Raw genomic sequence first — 19975 nt, 5'->3', positions numbered from 1 at the left:
ACGAGGCGTACGCGCGCACTGCCCCGCACCGACACCGCACCCGACACCGGCGAACGCCCGGAGTCCACCGTGGTCGTCATCGCCAAGGAACCCGTGGCGGGGCGCGTGAAGACCCGGCTCACTCCCCCGTACACACCGGCGGACGCGGCGGCGCTGGCCGAGGCCGCCCTCGGGGACACCCTGCACGCCGTGCTCAGCATGCCCGCCCGGCGCCGGGTGCTGGCGCTCGACGGGGCCCCGGGGCCCTGGCTGCCGCCGGGCATCGAGGTCGTGCCGCAGGGCGGCGGCGGGCTGGACGAGCGGCTGGCCACGGCCTTCGCCGGGTGCCAGGGGCCCACCCTGCTCATCGGCATGGACACCCCGCAGATCACCCCCGCCCTGCTGGCGCCCGCGCTCGCCGGGGACGGCTGGCGGCACTGCGACGCCTGGTTCGGCCCCGCCGCCGACGGCGGGTTCTGGGCCCTGGGCCTGGCGGAACCCGATCCGGAACTGCTGCGCGGGGTACCGATGTCCACCGCCACCACCGGTGCCGCACAGCGGCGTCGTCTCACGGACGCGGGGCTGCGGGTGCGCGAACTGCCCGTACTGCGCGATGTCGACACGGCGGACGACGCCGCGTGGGTGGCGGCCGTCGCGCCGGGCAGCCGGTTCGCCCGTACCCTCGCCGGGCTGTCCCGGGCCACCGCCCGATGAGCACGGCGATACGCGACGGTGCGGGCAGCGGAGCCAAGGCCGCGCCGTGGCGCGCCGACCCCTATACGCGGGCGCTGAGCGCGGGCCGGGGCCCGCTGTTCCTGCGCCGCGCGGACGGCTGGCTGCTGCCCTTGGAGGTCGAGCGCTGGTGCGCGGAGGCCGACGCGGCGGACCGTACCGTGCTGCGCCGGTGCCAGGGGCCGGTCCTCGACATCGGCTGCGGCCCCGGACGGCTGGTGGCCGCGCTCGCCCCGTACGGCCGCGCCTGCCTCGGCATCGACGTGAGCCAGGCGGCGGTCGCCCGTACCGTCCGCACCGGCGGCCCGGCCCTGTGCCGCTCGGTCTTCGAACCGCTGCCGGACGAAGGGCGCTGGGGTACGGCGCTGCTGCTCGACGGCAACATCGGCATCGGCGGCGATCCGCGGGCCCTGCTGGCGCGCGTGCGGCAACTCCTCGCGCCTGACGGGCTGCTGATCGTCGAGGCGGCCGCGGCCGATGTCGACGAACGGGTCCGGGTGCGGGTGGACGACGGGCGCGGCGGGGTCGGCACGGCCTTCCCCTGGGCCCGGGTGGGCGCCCCCGCGCTGCTGCGCCACGCCCGGGCGTCGGGCTGGACCGCCGTCGAACTCTGGACGGCCCGGGGCCGCGACTTCATGACCCTGCGCCACGCCTCCGCGCCCCCGCCCGGGCCCGCCACACCGCCGCCCTGACCCACAGCCAGAGCGCGGAGACGGCGAAGAGCCCGGCGGTGATCAGCAGCCAGCGCGACAGGAAGACATCGGCGGACAGCCCGGCCGAACGCTCGTAGCGGCGCCGCTGCGTCCCCGCGATCAGCGGGAACCACACCAGCAGCAACAGTCCCGAGACGAACGCGGGCACCCGCACGAAGTTGACGTACGCGCCGGGCGCCGGAACCACCCGCTGGAGCGCCCGGTCGGCGAGCCCGTACAGCGGCAGCAGCACCAGGTCGTGCAGCACGGCGGCGCCGGCGAACCACAGCACGATCCCGAGCCAGTCGCCCCGCAGCAGCCGCACCCCCGCGTAGCCGGTCAGCGCGAAGGAGCACAGCAGCAGGAGCAGCTGCGAGGGCGACGCGCCGTACCACCGCCGGAAGCCGGAACTCCTCATGCAGTGAACTCCCCGCATCATGCCTGGAGCTCCCCGAAGCTGAGCCGGGCGACCCACTTGGTGTTGTGCACGCCGGGGGCGCCGGGGACGATGACGCGCGCCGGGTAGCCGTGGTCCGGCGACAGGTCCGCGCCGTTGACCCGCAGGGCGAGCAGGGAGCGCGGATCGCGGACCTGGTTCTCCCGCAGTACGACCGAGCGGAACGAGCCGTGCCGCTGGAGCGATGCGACGAAGACGCCCGGCGGCCGCTCGCCCAGGCCGACCAGCCCGGCCAGGTCGGACAGCCGCACCCCCTCCCACCGCTGGTCGGAGGTGGACCAGCCCTCGACGCAGGCGATCGGCAGCGCCGCCCCGTGCCGTGGCAGCCGCAGCACCTGCTCACGGGTGAGGACGACCTCACGGCCCGGGCCGCGCACCACCAGCCGCCAGCCGGGGCCGATGTCGCGGGCACTGATGCCGACGGCGGCGGCGGTCTTGTTGATCTGGAAGCCGTTCGGCCCCCGGCCCGGGTCCCGGCCGTGCGGCGCGAGCAGCGCCGTGTTCCGCAGCGGGCCGCCCGTGCTCTGCCCGGCCGTCACCACCAGCAGGGCGGCCGAGCCGGTGCCCACCATCGCGAGCGCGCCCCGCCGCGACATGGTGGGCGGGGCGGGGTCCGGGCTGACCAGACCGGTCTCGTCGGGCGGTTCCGGCCGGGTACGGGAGACGGGCGTACGCAGCTCCGCCCGCAGGTCGCGGCCGCGCAGCGCGCGCACCATGCGGGGGAACCGGAGCGCCACATGGACGACGAACGCGCCCATGAAGATCCACGCCCCGTAGAAGTGCAGCGGGTAGAACGACCCGGGGAAGACGTACTCCAGCTGGACGTTGAGCACCCCGGTCACGAACTCGAACAGCCCGCCGCCGACCAGCGCGAGCAGCGACAGCCGCTCAAGACCGTGCCCCAGGGACCGCACCGGCGGCCGTTCGAACAGCTTGGGGGCGACGGACCACAGCTTGGCCAGCAGCACCGGGACCAGCACGACGCCGAGCGTGACGTGCACGCCCTGGGTGACGCGGTAGAGCCAGACGGGGTGGGTCGGCCAGGAGAAGAGGTAGAAGCCGAGCAGTCCCTTGTCCGGCGTCTTGTCGTTGACCGGGGACAGATCGGGGTTGTACGCGGCGTACGACAGCAGCCCGGTGACGAACAGCACGGGGATCCCGAACAGCAGGACCAGACCGAAGACGGACGTCAGCCAGGGGCCGCGCAAGGGGCTCCGCCAGGCGGGTGGACTGGGGCTCATGGCACGACCGTAGGGCCGCCGACCCCGACAAAAGGGGCATCGACTCATGACCAAACGCTGACGTCGGCCCGTCCGGCGGCACCCGCCCGGACGGATCTGACGGTTCGGTGACGGAGCGCGCCGCGGCGGCCGATCGGGCAGGTCACCGGCTTAGCGTGAGGCCGTGAAGCTCCCACTCCGCATCCCTCTCCGCACCGATGACCAGACTCTGCGCAGGCCGGACGGCGACGAGCGGACCGGCCGTCGCCGGGATGTGCTGGCCGCCGCGGCGGCGGCCCTCCTCTTCGCCGTCGCGGCCGCCGTCGGCACCGTGATCGAACGGACCCACCACATCCTGTACGTCGACTGGGCTCCGCTGTACGCCGACTGGCTGCCCCACGCGGGCCCCGGCACGCCCGCCGCCGTGGCCCTCGCCGTGGCCGTCGTCGCCTACGGCCCGCGGATCGCGGCGACGCTGCCGTGGCGTCGGTTGCTGGGGGCGAGTTGGGCGGCGGCGATGGCCTGGACCTGGTCGCTGGCGCTCGTCGACGGCTGGGGGCGGGGCGTGGCCGGGCGGCTGACGCAGCGGCACGAGTATCTGCGCGGCGTCGACCGCTTCCAGGACATCGGCGCCGCGCTGCGCGGCTTCACCGGTCACATCCTGATCAACGCGCCCGACCACTGGCCCGCGCACATCGCCGGGCATCCGCCGGGCGCCGTGCTCACCTTCGTCGGGCTGGACCGCCTGGGGCTCGGCGGCGGCGCGTGGGCGGGGGCGTTCTGCGTCACCGCCGGAAGCTCCGCGGTGGCCGCCGTCCTGGTCACGCTGCGCGCGCTGGGGCAGGAGCGGGTGGCGCGCACCGCCGCGCCCTTCCTCGTCCTGGCCCCGGCCGCGGTGTGGGTGGGGGCGTCGGCGGACGGCTATTTCGCGGCGGTCGTGGCCTGGGGGCTGGCGCTGCTCGCGCTGGCGGCGACCCGTACGGTCCGGGCGCCGGGGGCCGTCGCGCTGGCCGCCGGGCTGCTGTTCGGCCTCACCGCGTACCTCTCGTACGGGCTCACGCTCATGGCGCTGCCCGCGGCGGCCGTACTCCTCCTCGGCCGTACGGTACGGCCGCTGCCGTACGTGCTGGCCGGGGCGGTAGTGGTGGCGGGTGCCTTCACCCTGGTCGGTTTCGCCTGGTGGGAGGGGTACAGCCTGCTGGTCGAGCGGTACTACCAAGGGGTCGCGGCAGATCGCCCGTACAGCTACTGGGTGTGGGCCAACCTCGCCTGCACAGTGATCACGGCTGGTCTCGCCTCCGTCGCCGGAGCCCGTCGGGCCGTGGGAGCCGCGCCGGGGGTGGTACGGCGGCTACGCCATGGAGGTGACGGCGGGGTGGACGGGCTCGTGGTGCTCGTCCTCGCCGCCCTGTTCGCGCTGGTTACCGCCGATCTGTCGGGGATGAGCAAGGCCGAGACGGAGCGCATCTGGCTGCCGTTCGTGGTCTGGCTGCTGCCCTCCGCCGCGCTGCTGCCCGCCCGTGACCTGCGCCGTTGGCTGGCGGCGCAGGCCGGTCTCGCGCTACTCGTCAACCATCTGCTGCTGACCGGTTGGTGAGTGCCAGTGAGTGAGTGGCCGATGTGAAGAGCAGGTGATACTTCTGTGATACTGAGCGGGGGCACACAACTGAACCGTTGCCAGGGGGCGGGACCCGTTGAAGGCGTTGAAGACCTTGAAGGCATCGAAGTCCTTGAAGGCGTTGAAGGCATTATCCGCGCGGAACGCCTACGGCATGGCCGCGCCCCTGGGCGCGCTCGCCGCCGTGGCCGTGGTCGTGGCGCTGCTCATCGCCCTGACCTCGCCGGGTGACACGAGGGGCGCGGTGGACGGCAGCGTCCAGGCCGCCGTACCCGTGCCCCGGGCGGACGAGGCCCCCAAGGGCGCCAAGAAGAAGAACAAGTACGCCGACTGGGACGGCAAGGTCAAGGTGATCGGGGACGGCTCCACGTCCTACACCGGCCCCCAGCCCGGCCAGCCGAAGATCAGGAAACTGAAGCCGGGCGAGAAGCCGCCGCAGTTCGTGGTCTTCTCCTGGGACGGCGCGCTGGAGAACGGCGATCATCTCTTCTCCCGCTTCCGCCAGGTCGCCAAGGAAACCAACGCCAGTATGACGTTCTTCCTGAGCGGCATGTACCTGCTGCCCAAGTACAAGAGCGATCTCTATCAGCCGCCGATGCACAAGCGTGGCTCGGCCGCCATATCCTTCCCCACCGATGAGCACATACGCGAGACGCTGGAGCAGCTGCGCGGGGCGTGGCAGGAAGGCAATGAGATCGGCTCGCACTTCAACGGGCATTTCTGCGGCTCCAAGGGCGGCGGCGAATGGAGCACCCAGCAGTGGAAGAGCGAGGCGGAGCAGGCGTACTCGTTCGTGGAGCAGTGGAAGACCAATACGGGATTCACCGACATCGAGCCGCTGCCCTTCGACTACGACGAGGAACTGGTCGGCGGCCGCGCCCCCTGCCTCGAAGGCCAGAAGAACCTGATCCCGGCCATCAAATCGCTCGGCTGGCGCTACGACGCGAGTTCTCCGGGCGACTTCCAGATCTGGCCGTCCAAAATCAAGGGAATCTGGAACTTCCCGCTGCAACTGGTGCCGTACCCGGAGAGCGAGAAGCAGGTCCTCTCCATGGACTTCAACTTCCTCTTCAACCAGTCGGGTGACAGCACCGAGGGCGACCCGGCGAAGTACGCCGAATGGGAGCGGCTGACCCGCGAGGGATATCTGAACGGTTTCGAGCGCGCGTACAACGGCAGCCGGGCACCGCTGTTCATCGGCAACCACTTCGAGACCTGGAACGGCGGCATCTATATGCAGGCCATCGAAGACGTGATGCGCAGCGTGTGCAAGCGCGACGGGGTTCAGTGCGTATCGTTCAAGCAGCTCGCCGACTGGCTGGACGCCCAGGATCCGAAGGTCCTGGACAAGCTGCGGATGCTCGACCCGGCGGAATCGCCGGACTGGTCGACGTACACCAAGTAAGTACGCAGAAGCCCGGCTGGGTGCGTCGGATCCGACGCACCCAGCCGGGCTTTCGTATATCTCCCGCTACTTCTTCCCGGCGCCCGCCATATAGCGCGTCCAGATGTCCAGGGGATAGGTGTCGCTCGCCTTTCCGGTGGCGTCTCCGCCCATTCCCTTGAGCGGCAGCAATTCCTGGGTCTTGGGGTCCACCCGCGACAGCGACACGGCCGTGGACACCTCGTCGGTGTAGCCCACGAACCAGGACGAGGTGCCGTCCTGCGCGGTGCCCGTCTTGCCCGCCGTATCGGGTCCCACCACGGCCGCCGCCTGCCCGGTGCCGCCCTGGACCGCGCCGTGCAGCGCGTCGTCCACCTGCGCCGCCACCTCGGTGCTGAACGCCCGCTTGGCGCGGTCCTTGCGCAGGGCGAACTTCTCGCCGTTACGGGTCAGCCCGCTCACCGAGAACGGCGGCACATGAGCGCCCTTGGCGGTGAACGTCGCGTACGCGCTGGCCATCCGGATGGAGCTGGGCGTCGCGGTGCCGAGCGAGAACATGGGCACCCGCGCGCCGAAGCTGCTGGGCAGCAGCCCCGCGTCGATGGAGGCCTGGCGGACCCGGTCGAGGCCGACGTCCATGCCGAGCTGAATCATCGGGGTGTTGATGGACTGGACGATCGCCTGGCGCAGGCTGACCTGCCCGTATGACTGCTCGCCGTCGTTCTCGCCCCGCACGATCTGGCCGCCGCGGTCCCAGTAGGGCCCCTCGGGGGTCTTCACGGCGACCTTGTTGTTGCCGTCGTAGAGCGTCGTCGGCGCGACGGGCGTCCGCGGGCTGTTCCGCTCCTTGAGCACGCCCTCGCGCAGCGCCGCCGCGTAGACGAAGGGCGTGAAGGCGGTACCGGCCGGGACGACGGAGGCGTTCGCGTCGTTGAAGCCCTGTTCCAGATAGCCGGGGCCGCCGTACAGCGCCTCGATGCGCCCGCCCGGCGTCACGGAGGCGGCGCCGATGCGTACGTAGCGGTCCTCCCGGCGGCTCTTGGGGTCGAGGCCGTCGCGGGTCTTCTTCACCGACGCGGCGAGCGCGTCGACCTTCGCCTTCTCGAAGGTGGTGTGAATCTGATAGCCGCCCAGGTCGAAGTCGGCGTCGGAGATGGCGGTATGGGAACTCACATACGCCTTCGCGGTCTCCACCAGGTAGCCGACCTGACCGGTGAGCCCGGCGGGCTTGGGCGCGGACTTGGGGTCGGGGAACTCGGTGTACTTCGCCCGCTCGGATTTGGAGAGCTTGCCGATGTCGACCATCCGGTCCAGGACCCATTTCCAGCGGTCGACCGCCCGTTTGTGGTTCTTGGCGCTGAGGGTCGGATCGAAGGTTCCGGCGCCCTTCAGCAGCGAAGCGAGCATCGCGCCCTCGCTCGCGTTGAGCCGGGAGACATCCTTGCCGTAGTACGCGTACGAGGCGCGCTGAATGCCGTAGGTGCCGCGCCCGAACCAGCTGGTGTTCAGATAGCGTTCGAGAATCTCCTGCTTGGACATCCGGTCGTCGAGCTTGATGGCCATGAACATCTCGGTGAGCTTGCGGGAGAACGTCTGGCGCTGATTCAGATAGGCGTTCTTCACATACTGCTGGGTGATGGTCGAGCCGCCCTGTGTCTCACCGCCCGTCACCATCCGGGTCACGGCACGCATCAGACCGCTCGGGGAGATGCCGCTGTCCGAGTAGAAACTGGAGTTCTCGGCGGCGAGGATCGCCCACTGCACCTTTTCCGGCACCTTGGACAACGCCACCTCCTGACGGTTCACCGGACCCGTGCGGGCCATCTCGGAACCGTCGGCCCAGTAGTAGACGTTGTCCTGCTGGGTGGCGAAGTCGTTGAGGTTCTTGGGTATCTCGGTCTGCATGTAGAGATAGCTCAGGACGCCGGTGAGGCTCCCGAGGCAGAACACGAAGAGGAGTCCCATCTGGCGCCACGACGGCAGCCAGCGCCGCACGCCCCGTCTCCCGGCCCGGGGGTAGTCGAGGCGGATCTGGCGGGCCGCCCAACGGCGCAGCCGCATCCCGCGGCCCGTCGATGACGGCGGCGGCTTGCGGTGTGCGTTACGGCGGTGCTTCCCCATGGCATTGTTGCTGCCCAGCACGTGTGTTCCCCCACGCTCGCTCCGCGCGCGGGCGCGGCACAAAGGTGTGATCTTCCATCCCCCCGGACCACACGACCTTATTCTCCCTTCCGAACATCTGTCGCCACAGGGCCCCAAAATTTTGTAACAGTGCCGATATTCCGCAACTCGCGGCCCAGCCAGGGGCGTCGGGAGTGACAGACCGGGCGCTCGGTGGTGTGCGGAGGGGCGTAGCGTGACACCCCGAAGCTCAAATGAACCTCTGAACCGCGAGCGCCGTGGATTCGTCCTCTCCCCCAGGGGTCATTACCTCGGCAGGCGAGGATTCAGGACCGCAGGAGAAGGGGGAGCCATGACGCGCCTCGGTACCGGAATCGGCTGGCGACCGGAAATCGCGGAGGACATCGCGCGCCTGCCCGGCATCGACTGGGTCGAGGTGGTGGCCGAGAACGTCTGCCCCGGCCATGTGCCCGACGCCCTGCGGCGGCTGCGCGAGCGCGGTACGACGGTGGTGCCGCACGGCGTCTCCCTCGGCCTCGGGGGCGCCGAGCGGCCCGACCCCGAGCGACTCGCGGCCCTCGCCGAGACGGTGGAGGCCCTGGGCGCGCCCCTGGTCACCGAGCACATCGCGTTCGTCCGTGCCGGAGGGCCGCTGACCGGTTCGCCCGCCATCGAGGCCGGACACCTGCTGCCGGTGCCGCGCACCCGGGACGCGCTGGACGTGCTGTGCGAGAACGTGGCGATAGCCCAGGAGGCGCTGCCCGTGCCGCTCGCGCTGGAGAACATCGCGGCCCTGATCTCCTGGCCCGGCGAGGAGATGACCGAGGGGCGGTTCCTGGCCGAACTGGTCGAGCGGACCGGGGTCCGGCTGCTCATCGACGTCGCCAATCTGCACACCAACCACGTCAACCGGGGCGAGGATCCGGCCACGGCGCTGGACGAGCTGCCGACCTCGGCCATCGCGTACGTCCATGTGGCGGGCGGCGTCGAACGGGACGGGGTCTGGCACGACAGCCACGCCCACCCGGTGACGCAGCCGGTGCTCGACGTGCTCGCCGAGCTGTGCGCCCGCACGACGCCGCCCGGGGTGCTGCTGGAGCGGGACGAGGACTTCCCGGCGGCCGAGGAGCTGGCGGGCGAGCTGGACGCGATCCGCGCGGTGACGGCGGCCGGGGTGACGGCCGCCCATGTCTCCGCACCGGCACGCAGTCCGGGAGGAGAGGACATAGCGGACACCGGTGCCGCGCGGGAGCGGCTGGCACGCGCCCAGACCGCGCTGCTGTCGGCGCTCGTCGCGGGCGCCCCGGCGCCGGAGGGCTTCGACCGGCAGCGGCTTGGGGTCCAGAGCCGGGCGCTGACGGCCAAGCGGGCCGGGGTGGTCGCCAAGGTCGCACCGGAGCTGCCGGAGATCCTGGGCGACGGCTACCGCCCGGCGTTCGGGACGTACGCCGACGGCCGCCCGATGACCGGCGGCTACCGCCGCGACGCGATGACGTTCGTCGAGCACCTGCTGGCGGCCGGTGACATCCGGGACGCGGCGACGCGGCGACGGCTGACCCTGTGGTGGCAGGAGCGGTCCGGGCCCGCCCCGCTGTCCTCCCACCCACTGGCGCGCTTCGCCCGCCGCGCCCGGCTCGTGCTGAGCGGGGGGTGAGCGGCATGAACGCGATCGTGATCCTGGTATACGTGGCGGTGATCGCGTCGTCGGTCTTCGTCATCAGGGGCACCGTACGAACGCGGCGGGCCGCCGCGGGGGCGCCGGACAGCGGCGTGAACGACCTCATAGAGGCCGCGTTCCTGGCAGGCGGGCCCGGCCGGGTTGCCGACACGGCGATCAGCGAGATGCACACCGACGGGCGGATCGCGGTCGGCGGGCCCGGGGTGGTCTCGGTGCGTCAGCCGGTCGCCCGCAATCCGGTCGAGAACGCGCTTCTTACGGTGCTCGCCCATTCGCCGAACGGCGCCCTGGACCGGCTGCGCCGGGAGCTGATGCGCACCCCGGAGGTGCAGGGGATCGGGGACGAGCTGGCGCGACGCGGGCTGATGGTGCGCCCCGACGCCCTCCGGTTCTGGCGGAAGGCGGCACGAGCGCAGGTGATCGGCTGCTGGCTGTGCGTCCTCCTGGGCATCCTGGCGAGTTTCGGCCAGGCCGTGCTGGACGGGGTCCCGGTGATCTTCATGCTCATTCCGGCGCTGTTCTTCGGCTTCGTGATCGGCGCGAGCTGCGGGCGGTTGGCCAAGGGACGGCTGACCCCCGCCGGAAGGCGCGCACTGGACGCCTTCCGGCGGGACATTGAGTCGGCCGCCGCCGGGCCGTGGGGCGGGCCGCCCCACGGGCCCTGGTCCGACGCGTCCGCCGCCACAGCGGGGGCCGCGCCCGTCGCGGCCGCCGTGGCGCTGGGCGGCGCGACCGCCATCCCCGCCGACACGATGCTGCGGGACCAACTGCTGCAAGCGCAGCGGGTGACGGGCGCGGGCGCGTCCTCGGGCGCCGGTTCGGGCTCGTCGGGCTTCTCCGACTCCTCCGGCGGCTCGTGGTGCGGCGGGGGCTCCGGGGGCTCCGGTTGCGGCGGCTCGTCGTGCGGGGGCGGCGGAAGCGGCTGCGGCGGAGGCGGGGGCGGTTCCGGCTGCGGCGGGGGTGGGGGCGGTTCGAGCTGTGGCGGCGGTGGCGGCTGCGGCGGAGGCAGCTGACCGCTCACGAATCGTGACGCCGAATCACGCATATCGCGAAATCTGTGGCGCGGAACCGGTCGGGTCCAGTACAACTCGGCCATGTTGTGGGTCCTGTTCCTGCTCGTCGCATGGGGTTCGGCGGTGGTCAGCTGCACCCGCCTGTGCCTCGCCGCGGTCGCGGCCGCCCGGCCGATGGACGTCACCGCCGGTCCGGAGCCGGGCAGGCGGACCCTGAGCCTGTACGAGGCGGCGTTCCTGGCGGGCGGGGAGCGGCGGGTCGCCGATCTCGCCCTGGTGTCGATGGCCCGGGAGCGGCGTCTGCTGCTCGCCCACACCGGCTGGGTCACCGTCGTGGACCCGGACGGCCGCGACGACCTCGAACGCTCGGTCATCGCCGCGATAGGCCCGCACGGCCAGTCCCCCGTGCCGCCGGTCCGCAACCTCCTGGTCACCGCCGACCCGGTGCGGGCGCTGGCCGACCGGCTGGTGGCGGCGGGGCTCGCGGTGCCCGTGGGAGCGCGGGCGAACGTGGCGGCGGCGGTGCGGCAGGTGCGGCTGGCCTGCGTCGTGGTCCTGCTGGCGGGGGTGATCGCGCTGCTGATGGTGCCGCCCGCGTCGGGCCCGGGGTCAGCGGTGGCGTGGTTCGCGCTTCCGCTGCTGCTCACCGCGAGCTGCCTGGTGATCGCCCGGGTCGAGGTGCATCCGTACTCGCGCTGGGCCTCGCCCGCCGGGCAGCAGCTGCTGGGACGGATCGATGTGCCGCCCCGGCGGCCCGTCGCCCAGCGCGCCTGGGGCGCCGCCGACGAGGAGCCCGACGACGGCCAGTTGCTCACCGCGCTCGCGGTCCACGGCACGGTCGCGCTGCCCGATCCGGCGCTGCGCGCCGCGCTGAGGGCGCATTGGGGTCATTGACCCCGACACCGCGGCCCGGTGCTTTACATGGCCAATCCCCGCGCCAAGGATCCCTTTCATCGCGCGATCTGCGGAGGGACGGCTTGTGAGAGCAGCAGCGCTGTACGGCATCCTCGGACCGCTGTCCCTGTCCCTGGCCATGACCGCGCTGCTCGCCACCCCCGCCACCGGCAGACCGCTCGCCGCGCCGCCCGCGCGCCCCGCCGCGGTGGCCGCCGGGCCCCCGGCGCCGACCGCCATCACCGCGGCATCACCCGCCTGGTCCGCCTCGTTCGGCTCCCCCGCCTCGCCCATGCTGGTCTCCCCCGTGCTGGCCGTGCCCCGGGGCGGCGCCGCCGAGGCCCGCGGGGTGGTGGTGGCGGTCCGGCGGGCGGCCGCCCGGGGCATCACGTTCCGCCGCTGCCCGCGCTCCGAGGAGCTGTCGGCGGCCGTCCGCTGCGGCACCGTCTCCGTACCGCTGGACTACGCGCGGCCGGGCGGCAAGCACCTCCGCCTCCCCGTCAGCCGGGTGCGTGCCTCCGGGCCCAAGACCCGGCGGCAGGGCGCGCTGGTCTACAACCCGGGCGGACCGGGCGCCTCCGGTATGACGTTCCCCGAGTACGCCGCCGAGGACGCCTTCCGCAAGACGGCCGCGGTCTACGACTTCGTCGGATACGCGCCCCGCGGAGTCGGCCGCTCCAAGCCGGTGTCCTGCCAGCCGCCGTCGGCGTTCGCCAAGACGCCGACCAGCTCCCCGCCGCACCCCTCGGCCGCGTATCTGCGGGCGATGGTGGCGCGGGCGCGCGCGTACGCGCGGGGCTGTGTGCGCCGTACGGGGAAGGCCCTTCGGTACATCACCACGCTCAACAACGCCCGCGACCTCGACGTGCTGCGCGCCGCGCTCGGCGAGAAGCGGCTGACCTTCGTGGGCGCCTCGTACGGCACGTACTACGGGGCCGTCTACGCGACGCTCTTCCCCCGCCATGTGCGCCGCATGGTGTTCGACAGTGTCGTCAACCCCGGGCCCGCGCAGATCTGGTACCGCAACAACCTCGACCAGTCCCTGGCCTTCGAGCGGCGCTGGGCGGACTGGCGCCGCTGGACCGCCCGGCACCACACCGTCTACCGCCTCGGCAGGACCCCGGCGCGGGTGCTCGCCGCGTACCGGAAGGCGGCACACCGCCTGGCCCGGAAACCGGCGGGCGGCCGGGTGGGCACCGGGGAGCTGCAGGACGCGTTCGTACGGGCCGGTTACAACGACGCCTACTGGGACCCCAGCGCCCGGGCCCTCGCCGCCTACCTGCGCGGCAATCCCCGGCCGCTGATCGCGCTGGCCGCCTCCGAATCCGGGGACGCGGTGGCCGACGAGAACGGCACCGCCGTCTACACCGCCGTGGAGTGCAACGACGCGCCCTGGCCGCGCCGCTGGGCGAGCTGGCACCGGGAGAACACCGCGCTCGCGCGCCGGGCGCCCTTCGAGACCTGGGACAACGTGGCGATGAACCTGCCCTGCGCCTACTGGCCGCTGGGGCATGACACCCCCATGGACGTGACCGCCCGGCCGGGGCTGCCGCCGGTGCTGCTGCTGGCGGCCGAACGGGACGCGGCCACGCCGTACGCGGGCGCCAAGGAGCTGTGGCGCAGACTCCCGACCGCCTCCCTGGTGACCGAGCGGAAGGCCGGTACGCACGGCCTGTGGGGCGGCCCGAACGCCTGCGTCAACCGCAAGGTCGACACGTACCTGCTGACCGGGAAGACACCGGGCCGGACGGCCTCCTGCGCACCGCGCCCGGCCCCCGAACCGGGGCCGGGCCCGGCCCCGGTGCCCGAGTCCGGCAAGCAGCCCGCACTGCCCGGAGCCCCGGGCTCCCCGGGAGGTTCCGGAGCGCCGGGGATGCCGTAAGCCAGACTTGGAGCGTCAGGCCAGACCGGCGACCAGCTCGGAGACCGGCTTGCGCCGCCCGGTGTAGAACGGCACTTCCTCGCGCACATGACGGCGCGCCTCGGAGGCCCGCAGATGGCGCATCAGGTCGACGATCCGGTGCAGTTCGTCCGCCTCGAAGGCCAGGATCCACTCGTAGTCGCCGAGGGAGAACGACGCGACGGTGTTGGCGCGCACATCGGGGAAGCCACGGGCCATCTTGCCGTGGTCCGCGAGCATCGTGCGGCGCTCCTCGTCGGGCAGCAGATACCACTCGTAGGACCGTACGAAGGGGTAGACGCTGACGTAGTCGCGCGCGTTCTCGTCCGCGAGGAACGCGGGGATGTGCGACTTGTTGAACTCCGCCGGGCGGTGCAGCGCCATGTTCGACCAGACCGGCTCCAGGGCGCGGCCGAGCCGGGTGCGGCGGAAGAGGTTGTACGCCTCCTGCAGGGCGTCGGAGGTCTCCGAGTGCCACCAGATCATGACGTCCGCGTCCGCGCGCAGCCCGGAGACGTCATACGTGCCGCGCACGGTGACGTCCTTGGCGGCGAGCTGCGCGAAAAGCTGCTCGACCTCGTCGGCGTAGCCGGTGCGGTCCTCCGGCAGCACGTCGCGCAGCCGGAAGACCGACCACAGGGTGTAGCGGATGACCTCGTTGAGGTCCTTCGCCTTCTTCCCGGCGTTGGGGGCCTTGGGAGACGGGGTGGTCTCGGGGGCACCGGTCTCGGGGGTTTCTGGCGTCTCGGGAGCAGCAGCAGTCATGGTCCCTATTCTCGCTCTCCGGCTACGGCACCCTGCGCCAGGGTCGCCGTCAGCGGCCCGATCAGGTCATCGGCGGCCGTGCGGGCGCTGGCGACGCACGCGGGGATGCCGACGCCGTCGTAGACCGCGCCGCACACCCGCAGCCCGGGCAGCTTGGCGACCTCCGCGCGGATCCGGGCGACCCGGTCGAGATGGCCGACCGGGTACTGGGGCAGTCCGCCGTCCCAGCGGGTCACCCGGGTCGCCACCGGCTGGGCGCCGAGGCCGGTGGCCGCGCGGAGATCGGCGAGCGACATCCCTACCAGATCGGCGTCGTCGCGCTTCAGATGCTCATCGTCCTCAAACCGCCCGATCGAGGTACGCAGCACGAAGAGATCGGGGGCGGAGTCGCGGAGCCAGCCCCATTTGCGGCTGGAGAACGTCGCCGCCTTGATCGTGTGGCCGTCGACCGGCGGCACCAGGAAGCCGCTGCCCTCGGCGAGCGACGCCACGTCGGCGCGGCGGAAGGCCATGGTGATCAGCGCCATGGAGGCGTAGTCGACGGTGGCCAGCTCGGCGGAGGCGGCCGGGGAGTCGGCCGCCAGGAGGCGGGCGGCGGCGGGCGCGGGGGCCGCCAGCACGACCGCGTCGGCCCGCAGCACCCCGTCGTCGGTGACGACCGTCCAGCCGTCGTCGGCCCGGCGCAGCTCCCGTACCGGCGTATCGGTGCGGATCTCGCCGCCCGCGGCCCGTACGGCGTCGGCCACCGCGAGCGGCAGCCGCCCGATGCCGCCGTCGATGCCCATGAACACCGGACCGGCCCCGCCCTGCCGCTGGGCGGCCCGCTCGGTCAGCTCCCGGACGCCCTCGGCCAGCGGGCGGTTCGCCCGGGCCAGGTCGAAGAGGGTCGGCACCGCCGCCCGCATCGAGGTGCGGTACACATCCCCCGCGTACACCCCGCCGAGCAGCGGCTCGACCAGCCGGTCCACGACCTCGCGGCCGAGCCGCGCCGCGATGAACTCGCCGAGCGCCACGTCCTCGCCGACCGGGGTGGGCGGCAGCTGCGCGTCGCGGGCGATGCGCTCAAGCCCCTCGTCCGAGATCACCCCGGACGCGGCGAGCGGCGCCAGGTCGCCGGGCACGCCCATCACATGGCCCTTGGGCATCGGCCGCAGGGCGCCGCGCGTCCACAGGGCGGCGCTCGCGGTGGCGGGCGGCTGCAGCCGCTCGCCGAGGCCGACGGCGCGCGCCAGCTCCACCGCCTCCGGGCGCCGGGCGAGCATCGACTCGGCGCCCAGGTCCACGGCCACGCCCTCGATCTCGCCCGAGCACAGCTTGCCGCCCAGCCGCCCCGACGCCTCCAGCACCGTCACCCGCGCCCCGCCGGTCTGCAGCCGGTGGGCGGCCGCGAGGCCCGAGATCCCGCCGCCGATGACGACGGCATGGCCGGTAAGCCCCGGAGCCGGGGAGGTCGCTGCGCTCATGCCCCCACTCTCTCACCCGCCCCCGGGGGGTGAGCCCGCCCCCAGCGGGCGATGGGCCGAGGCCGTGGCGAGGTCGGCCTCGATGCGGGCGGCGGCGGTCCGCAGCGCCGGAAGCAGCTCCTCGACGGTGGACTCCGCGCTGCCGCGGCCCGCGTGGGTGGCGATGTTGAGCGCGGCCACCACCGTGCGGTCCGCGCCCCGCACGGGCACCGCGAGGGACCGCAGCCCCTCCTCCAACTCCTCGTCCACCAGGGCGTATCCGTCCCTCCCGGTCCGCTCCAGGACGCGGGCCAGCTCGGGCACGGCGGTCACGGTGCGCCGGGTCAGCGGCTTCGGAGCGAGACCGGCGAGACGCGCGGCGCGCTCCTCCGGGGCCAGCCCCGCGAGCAGGACGCGGCCCATGGAGGTCGCGTAGGCGGGGAAGCGGGTGCCGATGGTGATGTTGACGCTCATGATCCGCACGGTCGGGACGCGCGCCACGTACCGGATGTCGTCTCCGTCGAGGACCGCCAGGGACGCCGACTCGTGGATGGTGCGGACGAGTTCACGCATATGGGGCTGGGCCAGCTCGGTGAACGAGAGGTCGCCCAGCGGTGCGTAGCCCAGCTCCAGCACCCGCGGCAGCGGGCGGAAGGCCCGGCCGTCGGCCGCCGCGTACTCGGCGTATCCCAGCTCCACGAGGGTGAGGAGGGAGCGGCGGGCGGTGGCCCGTGGCAGCCCGGTGGCCTCGGCGACGGCGGTGAGCGTGCGCCCGCGCGGTGCGCCGCCGTCCCCCTCTCCCTCCCCCGGGGTGCCGAGCGCCCGCAGCACGGTGAGGCCGCGCGCGAGCGACTGGAGATACCCGGCGCCCAGCTCCCGCTTGGCGGCCCGCGCGGGATCCTCGGCGGCCCCGGCCCCGGCACCGACACCGGCACCGGCACCGGCGTCGGCCCCGGCGTCGGCCCCGGCGGCCGAGCCCGGCTCGGCGGGCCCGCGCCCCGGCGGGCGCATCCAGCGCGTGGGCGGGGCGGCCAGCGCCGCCTCCATCGCCGGGATCTCCGCAGACAGCGGACCCAGCACGGCGGCCCGCAGCGAGGCCACGTCATGGCGGCTGGTGTGACTGACGACGTTCACCGCACAGGCCGTACGGCCCGAGGCGTCCCGGACCGGGACGGACACCGCCACCAGGCCGGGCTCGATCAGCTGGTCGTCGGCCGCCCAGCCGGTCCGGGCGGCCTCCCGGACGCGCGCCTCGAAACCGGTGTCCGCCTCGAAGACGGTGTCCGCGGCGGGCCGGTGGCGCGGCGGAACGGCGGGGAAGGCGGCGTCGAGGGGGTCGGCGGCGCGGCGGGCGCGCCAGACCGCCCAGGCCCGCTCGTCCCACTCGGCGGCGAAGAGCGCGCCCGGGGCGCAGCGCTCGGCGGGCAGCAGATCGCCGATGCGGAACGCGAGGGACATGGTGCGGCGGCGGGTGGCCTGGACGACGAAGCGCGCCCCGTCGCCGTCCGGGACGGCGACCGAGACCGACTCGTCGAGCCCGTCGGCGAGCCGCTCGGCGAACGGTCCGAGCGCCTCCGGGAGGCCGCTGGCGGCGAGATACGCGTTGCCCAGCTCCATGAGCCGGGCCGCGAGGCTGACCTCGCGCCCGTCGAGCCGCACATACCCGAGCTGTTCGAGCGTGCCCACGACGCGGTCGACGACGGACCGGGCGAGCCCGGTGCCGCGCACGAGGTCACCGGGCCGGACCGCGGCCTCGCCCCGGTGCGCGGCCAGCCGGGTCAGCTCGCAGAGCACGGCGAGGCCGCGCTCGAGAGGACCGACGGGGCCATTGACAGGCGGGGACACCGGACCGAGACTCATCACAAGCTCGATTATGAACGAAGTTTCACTCCGCGAACAAGTGGGGATCCTCATCTCACCCGGCCCGGACGGGATGGCCCGGCCAACTGGCCCGGACGAAGGGACGTTTCGATGCGCACGACCGTCGGGATCATCGGGGCGGGACCCGCCGGCCTGCTGCTCGCCCGTCTGCTGCACCGCGCGGGGGTGGACTGCGTGGTGCTGGAGAGCCGGGACCGGGCCTATGTGGAGCAGCGGCAGCGGGCCGGAATCCTGGAGCAGGGCACGGTGGACGTGCTGCGGGAGTGCGGCGCGGCGGAGCGCCTGGACCGCGAGGGGCTGCCGCACGAGGGCATCGAGCTGCGCTTCGAAGGGCGTGGCCACCGCGTCGACTTCCCCGCCGCCACGGGCGGCAAGGCGGTGACGGTCTACGCGCAGACGGAGATCGTCAAGGATCTGGTCCGGCTCCAGCTCGCCGACCCCGGGGGCCCTCCGCTGCTGTTCGGGGCCGAGGCCCTGGCGATCGAGAAGCCGGATTCCGAGGCCCCGGTCATCCGCTTCCGCCACGAGGGCCAGGAGACGACGCTGAGCTGCGACTTCGTGGCGGGTTGCGACGGCTTCCACGGCATCGCCCGGGGCGCGGTCCCGGCCGACCGGGTCCGTACCTTCGAGCGCGCCTATCCGTACTCCTGGCTCGGGGTGCTGGCCGATGTGCCGCCGTCCTGCGAGGAGTTGATCTACGCCCGCCATCAGCGTGGCTTCGCCCTGCACAGCATGCGCTCCCCGCAGGTGTCCCGGCTCTACCTCCAGGTGCCGAACGACACCGAGCCCGCCGACTGGCCCGACGAGCGGATCTGGGACGAGCTGGCCGCCCGCTTCGCGCTCGACGACGGCCGGGGCTGGGAGCTGGAGCGGGGCCCGATCACCGCCAAGTCCGTGACCCCGATGCGCAGTTTCGTGCGGGAGCCGATGCGCCACGGCCGCCTCTTCCTCGCGGGCGACGCGGCGCACATCGTGCCGCCGACCGGGGCCAAGGGGCTCAATCTCGCCGTCAGCGATGTGGTCACCCTGGCCCGCGCGCTCGCCCATCACCACACCACGGGCTCGGCCGAGCTGCTGGACGGCTATTCCGAGACCTGCCTCGCCCGGGTCTGGCAGGCCGAGCGCTTCTCGTCCTTCATGACGGACACCCTGCACCGGCGCCCGGACCAGAGCCCGTTCGAGGACCGGCTGCAGATCGCCCAGCTGGACCGGATCGCCACGTCCCGTACCGCTTCCGCCGAGCTGGCCGAGAACTACGTCGGCCTTCCGCTGTCATGACGGCCCCGACGAGCTCCCCGTTCGGCCACCGCCCGGATAGCCATCGCCCGGACGCGGGGCATCCGGATGCCCGGCGCCCGGACGCCGGGCGGTCGGTCGCGGGCCGGGTGCTGGCCGTGCTGGACGCGTTCGACGCCTCCCACCGGTCGCTGTCGCTCACCGCTCTCGCCCGGCGCGCCGGGCTGCCGCTGGCCACCGCGCACCGGCTGGTCGCCTCGCTCACCCGCTGGGGCGCCCTGGAGCGCGACACCTCGGGGGCGTACCACATCGGGCTGCGGCTGTGGGAGGTGGCGACGCTGTCTCCGCGCGGGGTCGGGGTCCGCGAGGCGGCGCTGCCGTTCATGGAGGACCTGTACGAGGCCACCCATGAGAACGTGCAACTGGCGGTGCGCGACGGCCTGGAAGTGGTCTACGTCGAGCTGATCTCCGGCCGCTCCGCGGTCCATGTGCGCACCCGGGTCGGCAGCCGCTGGCCGCTGCACGCCACGGGCGTCGGCCTGGTGCTGCTCGCGTACGGGCCGCCGGGGCTCGGCGAGCGGGTGTGCTCCCGGCCGATGCGCCGGTTCACCGAGCGGACCATCCATGACCCGGCCCGGCTGCGGGCCACGCTCGCCGAGGTGCGGCGCACCGGGATCGCGGTCAGCGACCGGCAGATCACCATGGACGGGCTGTCCGTCGCCGCCCCGGTGCGGGGTCCGCGCGGGGAGGTGGTGGCCTCGCTGTCGGTGGTGGTCCCGGCCGCGGAGGGGCGGGCGCCGGGGCTGATACCGGCGGTGCGGGTCGCCGCCCACGGCATATCCCGTACCCTCGCCGCCGCTTGGGGACAAGAGTCCCTTGCTGAGGCTTCCGGCTGACGGAAGACCTGGAGCTGCCCCTTGCCGGGGGTGCCCGCACACCACATTCTGTGGGACGCCGCGTTCT

The 19975-nt window shown here is 73.3% G+C and carries 16 protein-coding genes; 10 read left to right on the top strand and 6 right to left on the bottom strand.

The window, feature by feature from the left end; translation table 11 throughout:
* Positions 1-69 precede the first annotated feature (69 nt).
* Entirely contained in the window at positions 70-693 is a 624-nt protein-coding gene (locus tag ACZ6CL_RS18405) for a TIGR04282 family arsenosugar biosynthesis glycosyltransferase (protein ID WP_468937382.1), read from the top strand.
* Positions 690-1403 carry a methyltransferase domain-containing protein gene (locus tag ACZ6CL_RS18400; protein WP_468937159.1) on the top strand — a complete coding sequence of 238 codons (714 nt, stop codon included), beginning with the start codon at positions 690-692 and terminating at the stop codon, positions 1401-1403. The genes ACZ6CL_RS18405 and ACZ6CL_RS18400 overlap by 4 nt, the downstream gene beginning before the upstream one ends.
* On the opposite strand, the gene ACZ6CL_RS18395 is transcribed toward ACZ6CL_RS18400, so the two are convergent.
* Both ACZ6CL_RS18395 and ACZ6CL_RS18390 read right to left on the bottom strand, forming a co-directional pair.
* Positions 1345-1821, bottom strand: a complete 477-nt coding sequence (locus ACZ6CL_RS18395) for a hypothetical protein (protein WP_468937158.1) — start codon at positions 1819-1821, stop codon at positions 1345-1347. The genes ACZ6CL_RS18400 and ACZ6CL_RS18395 overlap by 59 nt on opposite strands.
* Positions 1822-1838: 17 nt before the next feature.
* Entirely contained in the window at positions 1839-3101 is a 1263-nt protein-coding gene (locus ACZ6CL_RS18390; protein WP_468937157.1) for a molybdopterin-dependent oxidoreductase, read from the bottom strand.
* A 181-nt stretch (positions 3102-3282) separates the two neighbouring features.
* Here ACZ6CL_RS18390 and ACZ6CL_RS18385 point away from each other — a divergent pair, with 181 nt between their 5' ends.
* A complete protein-coding gene (locus tag ACZ6CL_RS18385; protein ID WP_468937381.1) occupies positions 3283-4677 on the top strand; it encodes a hypothetical protein in 1395 nt (464 codons plus the stop codon).
* Positions 4678-4852: 175 nt separating this feature from the next.
* Positions 4853-6103, top strand: coding sequence for a polysaccharide deacetylase family protein (locus tag ACZ6CL_RS18380; protein WP_468937380.1), 1251 nt, complete (start codon positions 4853-4855; stop codon positions 6101-6103).
* A 66-nt stretch (positions 6104-6169) separates the two neighbouring features.
* Here ACZ6CL_RS18380 and ACZ6CL_RS18375 read toward each other — a convergent pair whose 3' ends face one another.
* Entirely contained in the window at positions 6170-8143 is a 1974-nt protein-coding gene (locus ACZ6CL_RS18375; protein ID WP_468937379.1) for a transglycosylase domain-containing protein, read from the bottom strand.
* A 412-nt stretch (positions 8144-8555) separates the two neighbouring features.
* Between ACZ6CL_RS18375 and ACZ6CL_RS18370 the strand changes: the two genes are divergently transcribed.
* The 4 genes from ACZ6CL_RS18370 (at position 8556) to ACZ6CL_RS18355 (ending at position 13670) form a co-directional block, all read left to right on the top strand.
* Complete coding sequence (locus ACZ6CL_RS18370; protein ID WP_468937156.1) at positions 8556-9857, top strand: MbnB/TglH/ChrH family RiPP precursor modification enzyme; 1302 nt, start codon at positions 8556-8558, stop codon at positions 9855-9857.
* Between the two features lie 5 nt (positions 9858-9862).
* Positions 9863-10894 carry a TIGR04222 domain-containing membrane protein gene (locus ACZ6CL_RS18365; protein ID WP_468937155.1) on the top strand — a complete coding sequence of 344 codons (1032 nt, stop codon included), beginning with the start codon at positions 9863-9865 and terminating at the stop codon, positions 10892-10894.
* Positions 10895-10975: 81 nt separating this feature from the next.
* Entirely contained in the window at positions 10976-11788 is an 813-nt protein-coding gene (locus tag ACZ6CL_RS18360) for a TIGR04222 domain-containing membrane protein (RefSeq protein ID WP_468937154.1), read from the top strand.
* Positions 11789-11873: 85 nt separating this feature from the next.
* Positions 11874-13670 carry an alpha/beta hydrolase gene (locus tag ACZ6CL_RS18355; protein WP_468937153.1) on the top strand — a complete coding sequence of 599 codons (1797 nt, stop codon included), beginning with the start codon at positions 11874-11876 and terminating at the stop codon, positions 13668-13670.
* A 15-nt stretch (positions 13671-13685) separates the two neighbouring features.
* Here the strand turns inward: ACZ6CL_RS18355 and hemQ are convergent, their stop codons facing one another.
* From hemQ to ACZ6CL_RS18340, 3 genes are read right to left on the bottom strand one after another with little or no spacing between them, the layout of a single operon-like run.
* Positions 13686-14453, bottom strand: coding sequence for a hydrogen peroxide-dependent heme synthase (gene hemQ, locus ACZ6CL_RS18350; protein WP_468937152.1), 768 nt, complete (start codon positions 14451-14453; stop codon positions 13686-13688).
* Between the two features lie 5 nt (positions 14454-14458).
* Positions 14459-15916, bottom strand: a complete 1458-nt coding sequence (gene hemG, locus ACZ6CL_RS18345) for a protoporphyrinogen oxidase (protein ID WP_468937151.1) — start codon at positions 15914-15916, stop codon at positions 14459-14461.
* A 12-nt stretch (positions 15917-15928) separates the two neighbouring features.
* Complete coding sequence (locus tag ACZ6CL_RS18340) at positions 15929-17755, bottom strand: IclR family transcriptional regulator domain-containing protein (RefSeq protein WP_468937150.1); 1827 nt, start codon at positions 17753-17755, stop codon at positions 15929-15931.
* A gap of 111 nt (positions 17756-17866) precedes the next feature.
* Here ACZ6CL_RS18340 and ACZ6CL_RS18335 point away from each other — a divergent pair, with 111 nt between their 5' ends.
* Together ACZ6CL_RS18335 and ACZ6CL_RS18330 are read left to right on the top strand one after the other, a co-directional pair.
* On the top strand, positions 17867-19054 hold the full coding sequence (locus ACZ6CL_RS18335) for a 4-hydroxybenzoate 3-monooxygenase (protein ID WP_468937149.1): 1188 nt from the start codon (positions 17867-17869) through the stop codon (positions 19052-19054).
* A complete protein-coding gene (locus tag ACZ6CL_RS18330; protein ID WP_468937148.1) occupies positions 19051-19908 on the top strand; it encodes an IclR family transcriptional regulator in 858 nt (285 codons plus the stop codon). Before ACZ6CL_RS18335 ends, ACZ6CL_RS18330 begins: the two co-directional genes overlap by 4 nt.
* The last annotated feature ends 67 nt before the right edge of the window (positions 19909-19975 follow it).

This window comes from Streptomyces sp. NPDC041200 (genome assembly GCF_055591805.1).
The sequence above is the reverse complement of the archived record's forward strand: the minus strand, read 5'-3'. Positions and strand labels throughout refer to the sequence as shown.

Excerpts from the sequence above, each read along its gene's own strand:
- ACZ6CL_RS18390 (WP_468937157.1), bottom strand. The coding sequence starts at position 3,101 with ATGAGCCCCAGTCCACCCGCCTGGCGGAGCCCCTTGCGCGGCCCCTGG.
- ACZ6CL_RS18330 (WP_468937148.1), top strand. The coding sequence starts at position 19,051 with ATGACGGCCCCGACGAGCTCCCCGTTCGGCCACCGCCCGGATAGCCAT.
- ACZ6CL_RS18395 (WP_468937158.1), bottom strand. The coding sequence starts at position 1,821 with ATGAGGAGTTCCGGCTTCCGGCGGTGGTACGGCGCGTCGCCCTCGCAG.
- hemQ (WP_468937152.1), bottom strand. The coding sequence starts at position 14,453 with ATGACTGCTGCTGCTCCCGAGACGCCAGAAACCCCCGAGACCGGTGCC.
- ACZ6CL_RS18375 (WP_468937379.1), bottom strand. The coding sequence starts at position 8,143 with ATGCGGCTGCGCCGTTGGGCGGCCCGCCAGATCCGCCTCGACTACCCC.
- ACZ6CL_RS18360 (WP_468937154.1), top strand. The coding sequence starts at position 10,976 with ATGTTGTGGGTCCTGTTCCTGCTCGTCGCATGGGGTTCGGCGGTGGTC.
- hemG (WP_468937151.1), bottom strand. The coding sequence starts at position 15,916 with ATGAGCGCAGCGACCTCCCCGGCTCCGGGGCTTACCGGCCATGCCGTC.
- ACZ6CL_RS18370 (WP_468937156.1), top strand. The coding sequence starts at position 8,556 with ATGACGCGCCTCGGTACCGGAATCGGCTGGCGACCGGAAATCGCGGAG.
- ACZ6CL_RS18380 (WP_468937380.1), top strand. The coding sequence starts at position 4,853 with ATGGCCGCGCCCCTGGGCGCGCTCGCCGCCGTGGCCGTGGTCGTGGCG.
- ACZ6CL_RS18340 (WP_468937150.1), bottom strand. The coding sequence starts at position 17,755 with ATGAGTCTCGGTCCGGTGTCCCCGCCTGTCAATGGCCCCGTCGGTCCT.
- ACZ6CL_RS18335 (WP_468937149.1), top strand. The coding sequence starts at position 17,867 with ATGCGCACGACCGTCGGGATCATCGGGGCGGGACCCGCCGGCCTGCTG.
- ACZ6CL_RS18400 (WP_468937159.1), top strand. The coding sequence starts at position 690 with ATGAGCACGGCGATACGCGACGGTGCGGGCAGCGGAGCCAAGGCCGCG.
- ACZ6CL_RS18365 (WP_468937155.1), top strand. The coding sequence starts at position 9,863 with ATGAACGCGATCGTGATCCTGGTATACGTGGCGGTGATCGCGTCGTCG.